At 65.1% G+C, this 12,978-nt stretch carries 10 protein-coding genes; 2 read left to right on the top strand and 8 right to left on the bottom strand.

Annotation, left to right across the window (positions count from 1 at the left end):
- Positions 1–20: 20 nt before the first annotated feature.
- The 5 genes from ACVW17_RS31295 to ACVW17_RS31275 form a co-directional block, all read right to left on the bottom strand.
- Positions 21–344, bottom strand: coding sequence for a hypothetical protein (locus ACVW17_RS31295; protein ID WP_456755454.1), 324 nt, complete (start codon positions 342–344; stop codon positions 21–23).
- A gap of 61 nt (positions 345–405) precedes the next feature.
- Positions 406–606: a hypothetical protein gene (locus tag ACVW17_RS31290; RefSeq protein WP_456755453.1), complete on the bottom strand. Its 201-nt coding sequence runs from the start codon at positions 604–606 to the stop codon at positions 406–408.
- A gap of 38 nt (positions 607–644) precedes the next feature.
- The gene (locus ACVW17_RS31285; RefSeq protein ID WP_456755452.1) at positions 645–2,240 is read right to left on the bottom strand and encodes an efflux transporter outer membrane subunit; all 1,596 of its coding nucleotides are present in this window, start codon (positions 2,238–2,240) and stop codon (positions 645–647) included.
- Positions 2,240–5,500 (bottom strand): efflux RND transporter permease subunit, encoded by a 3,261-nt coding sequence (locus tag ACVW17_RS31280; protein WP_456755451.1) that lies wholly within the window; start codon positions 5,498–5,500, stop codon positions 2,240–2,242. The genes ACVW17_RS31285 and ACVW17_RS31280 overlap by 1 nt, the downstream gene beginning before the upstream one ends.
- Positions 5,501–5,546: 46 nt before the next feature.
- The gene (locus ACVW17_RS31275) at positions 5,547–6,734 is read right to left on the bottom strand and encodes an efflux RND transporter periplasmic adaptor subunit (protein WP_456798244.1); all 1,188 of its coding nucleotides are present in this window, start codon (positions 6,732–6,734) and stop codon (positions 5,547–5,549) included.
- 405 nt (positions 6,735–7,139) lie between these two features.
- Between ACVW17_RS31275 and ACVW17_RS31270 the strand changes: the two genes are divergently transcribed.
- Together ACVW17_RS31270 and ACVW17_RS31265 are read left to right on the top strand one after the other, a co-directional pair.
- Positions 7,140–7,814 (top strand): response regulator transcription factor, encoded by a 675-nt coding sequence (locus ACVW17_RS31270; protein WP_456755449.1) that lies wholly within the window; start codon positions 7,140–7,142, stop codon positions 7,812–7,814.
- A gap of 2 nt (positions 7,815–7,816) precedes the next feature.
- Positions 7,817–9,151 (top strand): sensor histidine kinase, encoded by a 1,335-nt coding sequence (locus ACVW17_RS31265; RefSeq protein ID WP_456755448.1) that lies wholly within the window; start codon positions 7,817–7,819, stop codon positions 9,149–9,151.
- 34 nt (positions 9,152–9,185) lie between these two features.
- Here the strand turns inward: ACVW17_RS31265 and ACVW17_RS31260 are convergent, their stop codons facing one another.
- The 3 genes from ACVW17_RS31260 to ACVW17_RS31250 form a co-directional block, all read right to left on the bottom strand.
- Positions 9,186–10,475: a M20/M25/M40 family metallo-hydrolase gene (locus ACVW17_RS31260; RefSeq protein ID WP_456755447.1), complete on the bottom strand. Its 1,290-nt coding sequence runs from the start codon at positions 10,473–10,475 to the stop codon at positions 9,186–9,188.
- A 117-nt stretch (positions 10,476–10,592) separates the two neighbouring features.
- Positions 10,593–12,194: a TRAP transporter large permease gene (locus ACVW17_RS31255; RefSeq protein ID WP_456755446.1), complete on the bottom strand. Its 1,602-nt coding sequence runs from the start codon at positions 12,192–12,194 to the stop codon at positions 10,593–10,595.
- Positions 12,191–12,730: a TRAP transporter small permease subunit gene (locus tag ACVW17_RS31250; RefSeq protein ID WP_456755445.1), complete on the bottom strand. Its 540-nt coding sequence runs from the start codon at positions 12,728–12,730 to the stop codon at positions 12,191–12,193. Before ACVW17_RS31250 ends, ACVW17_RS31255 begins: the two co-directional genes overlap by 4 nt.
- Positions 12,731–12,978: the final 248 nt, after the last annotated feature.

Genomic DNA, 12,978 nt, shown 5'->3' with positions numbered 1-12,978 from the left:
CATTCGCGCGACCTCGTCGATCAGAACGGAAACGGCAATGAGCGCACGGGAAGCCGGCTATCGAAGCTCAATCCGGTGCCCGGCCCGGTGCGGTAATGGCCGTTATAGTGCCCGCCGCCCGGGCAATAATTCGGATCCTGGCGCTCGTCGATTGTCCGGCGATGGCTTCGCTCCCGATAGAGCGTCCGCCAGCAATGGCAGTTCTGGTCACAGGCGAGCCGGACCTGAACGACGTTTGCAAGACGTTGTGACGGCAGCCTTGTGACGTCGACAGGTGCCGCGCAGACGTCCGATGCCATCATGGCAGCCGCGGCGACGACAAACAGACGCGTTGTGTTTTTCATATGTGTCTCATCGAGCCCATCGGTGAATCTCGGGAGCCGGCTCAATTGCGAAAGCGTGCCGCTATTTCTTTCGCGGTTGCTTTGGCGGCGATGCAGGGGGCGTTGGTACGGCACTCGGTGTTGTGCGGACCACCGGGTTCTTCTGCACGGTGGGGCCGCCCAGATTGCTTGGCTTTTTCGGACCGCCGACCGCGCTCTGCGCGGCCGCGGCTCCGGCCCAGATCGCAACCAGGATTGCCGCTGGGGCGAGCAGATTTTTCATGGGTCGGCTCCTCCTGATGTAACTCTGTGCGGCGGATGTCAGCGGGCAGGGGGCGTGTTTTCGCTGACCTGCTGCGGAGCGGGAGCGGGCACGTCCTCCATGACGCATTTGCGCCAGTCGTCGGATGCGCAGTTTGTCGGCCAGCCGCCGCCAAGCGCCATGAACAGGGCCGCGCTGTCCGAGAGGCGCGTCGCCTGGGCCTGAACGCGGACCACGGCAGCCGTCAGATAGACCTGCTGGGCATTGAGCACGACCACCTGACTGACCTGCCCAAGCGAGAGCTGCTTCTGGATGATGTCGAGGCTGGCCTTCGCGGCGAGCTCGGCCTTGACCGCGGCTTGCAGCGCACGCGAGTCGGCCTGCAGGCTGCGCAAGGCGTCGGCGACGTTCTGCATCGCGGTGACGACGGCCTGGCGATAGAGCGCGTCCGCCTGGTCCACCGCCGCCTCGGCGGCCTTCTGCTTGTGGTAAAGCGTCAGGCCGTCGAACAGCGGCTGGGTCGCGCTCGCCGCGATCACGTAGAAGCTGGTGCCGGGCGTGAATAGCTCGGCCAGGCTGAAGCCGGCGACGCCGGTATTTCCCGTGATCGTGAGGTTGGGCAGCCGCGCCGCGATCGAGACGCCGACCAGGGCGTTGGCCGAATGCAGCTGCGCCTCCGCGGCCCTGACGTCCGGACGCTGGCGTATCATCTTGCTCGGCACGCTCACCGGCAGGTTTGCCGGCAGCGCCAGGCGGTCGAGCGTGAACTTTTGCAGGATTTCGTCGGCGGAGAATTGCCCGGCCAGCGAGGTCAGCAAATCGCGCTGAACCGCGAGCTGCTTTTCCAGCGGCGGCAGCAATTGCTCGGACTGGGCCAGCGCGGCCTCCTGCGCCAGCACGTCGACCTGGGCGGCGCCGCCCGCGTTGAACTGGTTCTTCACGATGTCCAGGATGCCGCGTTCGATCTTCACGACGCGCTGGATCGCGGCGATCTGGCCGCGAAGCGATGCCTCCTGGATCGCCGCGGTGACGACATTGGCGGTCAGCGCGAGGTAGGCCGCCTCCAGCTGGAATAATTGCTGCTCGGAGAGCGCGTCGAGGCTCTCGACCTGGCGAATATTCTGGCCCCAGATGTCCGGCACGAAACTGACGTTCAGTTGCGCGGTGTGAAGCGAGAACACCGAAGGCGACTGGCCACCCGGGCCGGACGGCGACGCGCCGGAAATCTGCTGCTGGGAGGGCGTGTAGTTTGCGCCGACCTGCGGGAAGAACAGCCCGCGCTGCGCCAGCGCGTTGTATTGCGCGATCTTGATCGACGCTTCGGCCGCTTGCAGCGACGGATTGTGCTCGACCGACATCTTGATCAACTCGTCGAGCGGCTTCGAGCGAAAGGCCGCCCACCAGCGCAGCGAGACATCCTCTCCGCTGACGAAATGCTGCTTCGGCACGCTGGGGCCCCCGGCATTCGCGCTGGGGGAAGCGAGCTTCTCCGGGGTGTAGCGATCGACGTCGGGGGCCGGCGGCGGCGTGAAATTCGGGCCGACGGCGCAGCTCGCCAGCAACAGCCCGGCGGCGCCCGCGCCGAGCGCCGGACGCAGCGCGCGGCTCGTGCTCCGCGCCAGTGCGGCAACGATCCTTGCGGCGGTTCCGGACATCAGCTGCCCCCCTCATGTGCCGCACCGGGCGGTGCTTCGGGCGCGCCGTCTTCGCTCGGCACGTCTTCTCTCGCCCGCGACAGGAAGATCTTGCGCAGGGCAGGCGCCACGATCAGGAGCAGCAGCGGGCCGATGAACATGCCGCCGACCACCACGGTCGCGAGCGGCCGTTGCACCTGGCTGCCGATGCCGTGCGACAGCGCGGCCGGAAACAGGCCGACGCCGGCGGACAGCGCGGTCATCAGCATCGGTCGCATGCGCTGCTCGGCGCCGTTGAACACGGCCTCCGCGATGTTCATGCCCGAGGCCCGCAATTCGCGGAAATAGGTGATGTTGAGGATGCCGTCCATGACCGCGACGCCGAACAGCGAGATGAAGCCGATCGCGGCCGAGATCGAGAAATCGAGCCCTGCAAGGTACAGCGCGATCAGGCCGCCGCCGACCGCGAAGGGGATGCCGGCCAGCGCCAGCAGGCTGTCGCGCAGCGAGTTGAACAGGCTGTAGAGCAGCACGAAGATCAAGAGCAGCGTCACCGGCACCACGATCATCAGCCGCGCCTTGGCGGCTTCGAGGTTGTCGAATTCGCCGGACCAGATCATCCGGTAGCCGGTCGGAAGCTGCACGGCCTCGGCGACGCGGGTCTGCGCCTCCGCCACCGTGCTGCCGAGATCGCGGCCGCGCACGCTGAACTTGATCGGGATATAGCGCTGGCTCCGCTCGCGATAGATGAACGAGGCGCCGGTATCGAGCGAGATGTCGGCGAGCTCGCTCAACGGGATATAGGCGTTGGTGCCGGACGGCGTCTGGTAGGCGACCTTGATCTCGCGCACCTCGTCGATGCTCTGGCGGAATTTCGGATCGAGCCGCACCACCACGCCGAACTGCCGGTCGCCCTCGAGCACCGTCGTCGCGCTGGTGCCGCCGAGCGCGGCCTGCACCACGGTGGTGACGTCGCCGGAGTTGAGGCCGTAGCGCGCGGCCTTCTCGCGGTTCACCTTGATGTTGAGGTTGGGTTGCCCGACCAGATGGAAGATGCCGAGATCGGCGACGCCGCGGATCTTGGCCATCTCCTCCGCGGCCTTGGCCGCGAGCTGCTCGAGCACGGCGAGGTTCGGGCCGATGATCTTGACCGAGTTCGCGCCCTTGACGCCCGACAGGGCCTCTTCGACGTTGTCCTGGATATATTGCGAGAAGTTGAAGGTGACGCCGGGCAGTTCGTCGTCGAACTCCTTCTGCAACTCCTCGGTCAGCTTCTCCTTGGTCAGCCCGGGCGGCCATTGGTCGAACGGCTTGATCGGCGCGAACAGCTCGACATTGGAGAAGGCCGAGGCGTCGCTGCCATTGTCGGGACGGCCGTGCTGCGACACCACCGTGATGATCTCGGGGTGGCGCAGCAGGATCTCGCGCATCTTCCGGGTCGGTTCGGTGCCGGCCTCGAGCGACATCGTCGATGGCATCGAAGCGCGGATCCAGAAATTGCCTTCCTCGAGCGCCGGCAGGAATTCGCTGCCGAGCCGGCTCGCGGCAAGGCCGCTGATCGCGAGGAAGATGATGCCGGCTGCGACCGCGACCCTCAGATGGGTCAGCGACCAGCGCAGCACGGGAGTGTAGGCCCTGCGCAGCGCGCGCACGATGACCGTTTCGGTCTCCTCGATGTGCTTCGGTAGCAACAGCGAGGCCAGCACCGGCGTCACCGTGAATGTCGCCAGCAGCGCGCCCGCGAGCGCGTAGCCGTAGGTGCGCGCCATCGGCCCGAAGATCTGGCCTTCGACGCCCTGCATGGTGAACAGCGGCACGAACGCGGTGACCGTGATGGCCGCGGTGAAGAACACCGCCTTGTCGACCTGCAATGCGCTGACGAAGATCATGCGCAGCCGCTCGGTCCAGCCCGGCGTGGGCCGGCCGTTGCGCGTCGTGGGATCGTCGCCCCAGTAGCCCTCGGCGAGGTTCTGCAGCACGCGCAGCCGGTTCTCCGGACTGGACTGGAAGTTGCGGAAGATGTTCTCCATCATGATGACGGCGGAATCGACGATGATGCCGAAGTCGACGGCGCCGAGCGACAGCAGATTGGCATCCTCGCCCTGCAGCACCAGGATGATGATGGCGAAGAACAGCGCGAACGGGATGTTGGCGCTGACGATCAGCGCGCTTCTGAGGTCGCCGAGGAAGACCCACTGGATCACGAACACCAGCAGGCAGCCGAACATCAGATTGTGCAGCACCGTATGGGTCGTCACGCTGACCAGCGAGGTGCGATCGTAATAGGGGACCACCTTGACGCCGGGCGGCAGGGTGCCGTCGCTGTTGATCTTGGCGACTTCCTCCTCGACCTTCGGCACGATGTCGTTGGTGTGCTGCGTGCGTCCCATCACGACGATCGCCGCGGCGACGTCGTCGTCCTTGTCCTTTCCGGCGATGCCGAGCCGCGGCACATAGCCGACCGACACCTTGGCGACGTCCTTGATCTGGATCGGCAGGCCGTTGGATTGCGTCAGGACGACGTTCTCGATGTCCGCGACCCGGTAGCCCTTGGTGACGTCGTCATCGCCGCCGGAATTGATCAGGCCGATGCCGCGGATGTTGACGGATTGCTGGCCGATCGCGATCTCGCGGCCGCCGACATTGATGTTGGCGTTGCCGAGCGCGCTGATCAGCTGCGGCACGGTGATGTTGTAGGCTTCGAGCCTGGCCAGATCGGCGTCGACGTTGAACTGCTTGGTGGTGCCGCCCCAGGAGTTGATCTGCGCCACGCCGGGAAGCGTCATCAGCCGGCGGGCGACGACATAGTCCTGTAAGGTCCTGAGATTGGTCAGCCCGAAATTCGGCGGACCGACCAGCTGGTAGCGGTAGATCTCGCCGACCAGGCTGGATTGCTGGATTTGCGGGATCTGGTTGCCGGGAAGCTGGACGTTCTGCGTCAGGTTGTTGGTGGCCTGCGAGAGCGCGAAATAATAGTCGACGCCGTATCTGAAGGTGACCCGGACGAACGACAGGCCGTAGAACGAGGTCGAGCGGATGTTGACCACGCCCGGCGTCGAGTACAGCCCGACCTCCATCGGGATCGTATAGTACTTCTCCATTTCCTCGGCGGAGAGGCCGGCGGCTTGTGCCGTGATCTCGAGGATGACGGGCGCCGGATTCGGATAGGCCTCGATGTTCAGCTTGGTGAAAGCGGCGAAGCCGGCGGCGCAGAACACGGCGAGGCCGAGCACGATGACGGCGCTTCGGGTCAGACCGAATTGAAGGAGGCTCTTGATCAAGGTACTGCACTTACTCTTGAGCGGACCGGAGCGCGGTTGGCACGGGCTAGCCGGTGGCCGCGTTGGCGAACTTGTTGCTGAGGAAGATCGCGCCGGTGGAGGCGACCTTCTCGCCGGCTCCGAGACCTGAGAGGATCTGCCGCCAGCCGTCCTGCTCCATGCCTGTCGTCACCGTGCGGCGGTCGAACTTGCGGCCGTCGGTCGTGACCCAAACCGTCATCGTTCCGTCGCCCTCGCGCACGATGGCGTCGAGGGGAACGCTGACCGACAGTTTCGGCGGTTCGGTCTCGATGGTGAAGCTCGCCAGCATGCCGGCGCGCAGCTTGTGCTGGGGATCGTCGATCACCGAACGCACCAGCTGACGGTGCGAATTCGGATCGATGTTGAGGCCGAGCGTCGACACGCGGCCGCGAAACACCTCGTTCGGGTAGGCGGGCACCCGCACTTCGACCGGTTGGCCGATGCGGTAGGCCGGGGCATCGGTCTCGATCACGTTGGCGACCATCCACATCGTCGAGATGTCGGCCAGCGAGTAGGGCGCCGGCGCATTGCCGGGCTGCACGTAGAGACCCGGCGCGGCATTGCGGGCGATGATCCGGCCGGAGATCGGGCTCGGCACCACCAGGATCGAATCGACCTTGCGGTCGGCGACGATGCGGTCGATCTCGGCGTCGGTCTTGCCGAAGATGCGCACCGCGTCGCGCCCGGCCTTGTAGTTGCCTTCGGCGGTCTGCTGATCGGATGTCGCCTGGTCGACGTCCTTCTGCGCTCCGCCGCCGGTCTTCAACAGCTGCTTGACCCGCGCCAGCGTCCTGGTCTGCAATTCGAGCACGCCGGCCGCGGCGAGCAGCGACGACTCCGCCTGCAGCAGATCGGGGCTGTCGATCGTGAACAGCCTGTCGCCCTTCGCGACCTCGTCGCCGACGTTGAGCGGCGTGTCAACGATCCTGCCGGGATTCGGAGTGAAGGCCTGCACCAGCATGTTCTGGTTGAAGTCGATCGAGCCGACCGTGTTCTTCAGTGTCCGGAACGAGCGCTGCTCGGCGGCCATGATCTTCACGGAGGCCGCCTGCTTGTCGTTCAACGCGACATATTGCTGCTCGACATTGACGTCCTGCGGCGCCGTCTCCTGCGCCGCCTTTGCGCTCACGACGCCGTCGGTGCGCGTCACGAACCAGGCGCCGGCGATCACCAGCGCCAGCATCGGCATCGCCGCAAAGCCCATATACTTCATTCGAAATGACATCGCCCGCCTGGCCAATTCTGCTTGAAATCTCGCGCGAGAGACGAGGTCTTGCCGCATCGTGGGCCATCGTCGATCTCTCGGAGAGAACAGGGAAACTGTTATCAGGGCTAGCTGACGCCAGCCTTACATTCGCCGTGTTCAATCGCCGGTCCGGACCTCGAATTTTGATTGCGGTGCGTGCGGGTTTATCTATTTTGCGTGGGGATCGGAGCGGCCCCAGATAGCCAAAACATAGCGCTATGAGCGCCACTCCGGGCGTTGTGCTCAAAACCGTGTCGTTTGCATATCGCACTTGCCCAACGCGTAGTCTGTTGCAGAGTTTGTTGCGTCGCTGGCGTATCGCGACAGGGTGTGCAAACAGAAGAGCGATGGAATGAAGACAGGATTGCTGCGATGCGCCTTCTGATCGTCGAGGACAATGTCGAACTCTCGAGACTACTTGCCAGCGGGTTGATGGCGGCGGGATATGAGTCCGATATCGTCAACAGCGTTGCCGAGGCGCGCGATGCGCTGCGCAGCGTCAGTTATGCCGCCATGATCCTCGATCTCAGCCTGCCAGACGGCGATGGCCTGTCGGTGCTGTCGGAGCTGCGCCGCAGGAATGATCCACTGCCGGTGCTGGTGCTGACCGCGCGCAACGGATTGCAGGACCGCGTCAACGGCCTGCGCAGCGGCGCCGACGACTATCTGGCGAAGCCGTTCGCGCTGGAAGAGCTGGTGGCGCGGCTCGAAGCCATCCTGCGCCGGCCCGGCCAGCTGCTCGGCTCCTCGCTCAAGCTCGCCAATCTGATCTACGATACCGAGAGCAGGCAGGTGTTCGTCGACGGCGCGCCGCACGTGTTCTCGGCGCGCGAGACGTCGGTGCTGGAGATCCTGTTGCGGCGGCAGGGGCGGGTGGTGCCGAAGAAAAACGTCGAGGATCACATCTTCGGCCTGTCGGGCGAGGTCGCCTCGAACGCGGTCGAGGTCTACGTGTCGCGCCTGCGCAAGCTGCTCGCCGAGCACCAGGCCAAGGTCATCATCCACACCATTCGCGGCGTCGGCTATCTGATGGCGGAGGAGAAATAGCGGTGTTCCGCTTCAAGTCGCTGACTTCGCGGATCGTTTTCCTGCATATCGTGGCGGTCGCGGTCGCTGCGATCTTTCTGCCGCTGCTGCTGCTGTGGCTCTTGAATTCGGAGATCAACCATCTGCATCGCGAGGCGATGCGCGATCAGGCCGCCGATCTCGGCCAGAACCTCGCGGTCGACTCGGACGGCAAGGTGCAGCTCAATTTGCCCGACAGCCTGCGAGGGCTCTATTCCGACGCCTATGGCCGTTACCGCTACGACATCTACGATGCGGACGATCATCTGCTGTTTTCGTCGCATCGCGGGCCGCCACGGCTGCCGGCTGCGCCTGACCGGATTTCCGGTGCCAGCGTCACCAAGCTGCTCGGCGGCCAGACGTTGCGCATCCAGGTTGCCGAGGACCTGTCGCATCGCGACGTCATCATCGACGACATCGTCTCCAACTTCTTCCGTCGGGTCGGCTGGATCACCATCCCGATCCTGTTGATCCTGCTTGCGACCGACATCCTGATCTTCCGCCGCGCGGTCGTGCCGCTGCTGCGGGCCTCCGAGGAGGCCAGGAGCATCGGACCTGCCAGAACCGATATCCGGCTTCCGACCGAAGGGATTCCAAGCGAGATCCTGCCGCTGGTGACCGCCGTCAACCAGGCCTTCGACCGTCTGGAGGAGGGCTTTCACGCGCAGCGCCAGTTCACGGCCGATGCCGCCCATCAGCTTCGCACGCCGCTCGCGATCCTGACGACCCGGATCGAGACGCTGGATGTGGCAAAGGGCACCAAGGAGCTGCATGCCGACATCGAAAGCATGAGCCGCATCGTCAGCCAGCTCCTGGAGATCGCCGAGCTCGATACGCTGGTACTGGATCCCGGCGAGACCGCGGACCTGCGTGCGGTCTGTGCCGAGGTGGTCGGCTCGATCGCGCCTTACGCGCTGGCGCAGCACAAGGACATCGCGCTGCGCGGCGCCGACGGTCCGGTGCAGGTCAGGGGCAATGCCGAGATGCTGCAACGCGCGATCTTCAATCTGGCGGAGAACGCCATCAAGTACACCGCCGACCAGACCTCGGTCGATGTCGAGGTGCACGCGGACGGTTCGGTGCAGGTGCGCGACTGCGGGCCGGGGATTGCGCCCGCCGAGCAGGGCCTGATCTTCCAGCGCTTCTGGCGCGGCGACCGCCAGCGCCAGCGCACCGATGGCGCCGGGCTCGGGCTCTCGATCGTGCGCGGCGTGATCGACGATCACGACGCGACGGTCAAGGTGGAGAACCTGGCGTCCGGCGGCGCCCAGTTCACGCTGAGCTTCCGCCTCGCCAAGGCACAGCCGGCGTCCGCGTGAACGCCTCGCGATCCCGTGCTGCGGGCCTGCCGGCTTATTTCACCTTGCCGTTCGACAGATCCATGATCATGCGCGTCGTCAGATAGAGCCGCGGCACGATGCTGTTGAGCTGCACGTATTCGGCATCGTTGGAGTGCGCGCCGAAGCCGGAGAGGCCCATGCCTTCGACCACGGCGCCCCTGGCCTTGAGCGCGGCAAAGGCGGCGTCGGTGCCGCCGCCGGTCGCCCTCTCGGCCACGTTCAGCGGCAGGCCCAGTTCCTGGTAGATCGTCTTGCCGTGGCCGGCGACGCGGCGCGAGGCGTCGGTGGCCTCCAGCGGCGGGCGGCGCACCTCGAACTTCACCTCGACCTTGGAGTCGGGCAGCAGACGGTTCTCGATCTTGTCGTGCAGAGCTTTCTCGAGCGCGTCGAAGTCGGACACCTTGAGCGCGCGCGCATCGGCCTGCGCCGAGGCCTCGGCCGGGATCACGTTGCGGTTGGTGCCGGATTTGGACACCGTCCAGTTCAGCTTCAGGCCCTGCTCGGGTTTCGACAGGTCCTTCATCTGCAGCACCTGGTGCGACAGCTCATACAGCGCATTCACGCCACCTTCCGGCCGTGCGCCTGCATGCGACGACTTGCCGTGCACCGTGAGATAGGCCGAGCCGATGCCGCTGGTGGCGAGGCGGAGCGTGCCGCTGGCGTCGCTGCCTTCGAACGAGAACACGGCATCCTGCTCGGCGGCAAGGCGGGTGATGGTTGAGCGCCAGCCCGGCGAAGAGATCTCCTCGTCGCCGTTGATCAGCACCGTCAGCGTGCCGTAGTCCTTGAAGTTGAGCTTCTGCAACAGTGCCACGCTGTGGAGGATGGTGGCGATGCCCTGCTTGTCGTCGGCGATGCCGAGGCCGTAGGCCTTGTCGCCATCGACGCGGAACGGTTGGTCCTTCAGCATGCCCTTGAGATACACCGTGTCCATATGCGCGATCAGCATGATCTTGGCGCTGCCGGTGCCCTTGAACACGGCCTGCACGGCGGGGCCGATTGTCTCCGGCGTATCGTCCAGGCGATAGATGTCGGTGGTTTGCAGGATGTCCACGCTGCCGCCGAGCTGCTTGAGCTGGCCGGCGATGCGCGCCGCGATCTGGTTGAGGCCTTCGATGTCCTTGCTGCCGGATTCGATCTGCACGAGGTCGCGCAGGGTGTCGAGCAGCGGTTGCTGCTCCTGCTGCGCCAGCGCGCGAAGGTCGGCTGCCGGCTCCGCATGGGCTACTGCAGCGGCAAACACCATGCTGAAGGAGGCGACGAGCGGGCGGATGAACGAGCGGGCGGGATGCGGTTGGGGCATGAGCGGCGGTCTGTGAGTTGGAGGACGATCCCTATCCCCTTCACAGGACTCGACGCCGCCGTCAACGGTTCCGGCGTGCCCCGCTCCCGCAGGGCACGCCGAAGCAGCTGACGTCGGCTATTGCTTCGGTTGCCCGAAATCGAGCGGCGGCAGCTCGATCTGCGGCACCTCGATCTTGACCTTGTTGAGGTCGACGTCGAGCGGCTTGTCGAGCAGTCCGGTGACGACGACCGGGAAGGCGATCACCAGCGCCACCATGATCGCTTGCAGCCCGATCCAGGGCATGGCGCCCCAGTAGATGTCGGAGCTCTTCACTTCCTTCGGCGCCACGCCGCGCAGATAGAACAGCGCGAAGCCGAACGGCGGGTGCAGGAACGAGGTCTGCATGTTGACGCAGAGCATCACGCCGAACCAGATCAGCGCCGCGTCGGGACCGACCACCGGCGCCAGCACCTTCTGTGCGATCGGCGCGATCATCGGCAGGATGATGAAGGCGATCTCGAAGAAGTCGAGGAAGAATGCCAGGAAGAAGATGAACAGGTTGATGAAGATGAGGAAGCCCCAGACGCCGCCGGGCAGCGAGGTCAGATGGTGCTCGAGCCAGGTGCCGCCGGACACGCCGAGGAACACCACCGAGAAGCAGGTCGAGCCGATCAGGATGAAGGTGACCATGCAGGTGATGCGCATGGTGGTCTCGTAGCCCTGCTTGATCAGGTCGCGCAGGTCCGGGATCTTGACGGCCTCGAGGCAGATCCAGACCACCGCGGCATAGGTGATCGCGAAGGCGAGCTTGAAGATCAGGTTCTCGGTGTAGAGCATCGCGATGATGGTGCCGATGCCGCCGGCGATCACGCCGACGATGAGCACCTTGCGGCCGGTTGCGCTGAAATCCTTGTGGTGGATGGCGGCGAGCACGATGGCGCCGACCGCGCCCATGGCGCCGGCTTCGGTCGGGGTCGCAAGGCCCATCATCATGGTGCCGAGCACGACGAAGATCAGCACCGCGGACGGGATGATGCCGAGCAGGCACTTCTTCCACAGCGCCCAGCCGGTCAGCGTGCGCGCTTCGATCGGCACCGCAGGCACATGGCTCGGCTTGAAGATGCCGAGCAGGAAGGTGTAGCCGGCGAACAGCAGGATCTGGAACACCGACGGGCCCCAGGCGCCGAGATACATGTCGCCGACCGACTTGCCGAGCTGGTCGGCGAGCACGATCAGGACGAGAGAGGGCGGGACGAGTTGCGTGATGGTGCCGGAGGCGGCGAGCACGCCCGTGATGTAGCGGATGTTGTAGCCGTAGCGGATCATCACCGGCATCGAGATCAGCGCCATCGCGATCACCTGTGCCGCCACCGTGCCGGTGATGGCGCCGAGGATGAAGCCGACGATGATCACGGAATAGCCGAGGCCGCCGCGGATCGGGCCGAACAGCTGGCCCATCGAATCCAGCATGTCCTCGGCGAGCCCGCATCGCTCCAGTATCGCGCCCATGAAGGTGAAGAACGGGATCGCGAGCAGGAGCTCGTTGGACAGCACGCTGCCGAAGATGCGGCCCGGGATCGCCTGCAGGAAGTTGAGGTCGAAGAAGCCGAGATAGATCGAGAGGAACCCGAACGACAGGCCGACCGCGGCGAGCGTGAACGCCACCGGATAGCCGATCAGCATCGCAATGATCAGGCCGCCGAACATCAGAGGCGGCATCATCTCCAGCGTGATCATTGCGTCGGCCTCTCATACTTCGCGTCGATGGTCACATAGCCCTGCAGCGCGGCGATCCGCTTGATCACCTCTGAGACGCCTTGCAACGCAAGCATCACGAAGCCGGACGGGATAACGAACTTGATCGGCCAGCGCAGCAGGCCGCCGGCATTACCGCTCATCTCGCCGACCGCATAGGCCTGGTAGAAGAACGGCCAGGACAAATAGGCGAGCAGCAGGCAGGACGGGATCAGGAAGCACAGCGTGCCGATCAGGTCGAGCCAGAGCTGGCCGCGTTCGGACAGCATCAGATAGAGGATCTCGACGCGGACGTGCTCGTTGCGCTTGAAGGTGTAGGAGGCGCCGAACATCACGAGGATCGCGAACATGTACCACTGCGCCTCGAGCCAGCCGTTCGAGGAATAGCTGAACGCGTAGCGGATCATGGCGTTGCCGGCGCTGACCAGGCAGGCGATCAGCACGAGCAGATTGCAGACATAGCCGATCTTCTCGTTCAGTCGGTCGATGGCCTGACTGAGTGCCAACAATGGGCGCATCAAGATCTCCGTGGCCGCGCCATCGGCGCGCCGAATATTTCAAGCATCATCTGGCCGCCGCGCACAGGCGCACGGAGCCACGGCTCACTTTCAGGAGCAGTTGCAAACGTTCATCCTCCCCCGAAATCCGCTTCCGCCGTTCTTGGCTGCCGGATCGTCGGCGGGAGCCGACGGGAGGGCAACGGCCTATCCGGCCAGACTGGCGTGAAAGCTGAGGCACCAAATCAGCGCCGCGGAACGCCGTCAAT

The organism is Bradyrhizobium sp. USDA 4473 (genome assembly GCF_054063335.1).
The sequence above is the reverse complement of the archived record's forward strand: the minus strand, read 5'-3'. Positions and strand labels throughout refer to the sequence as shown.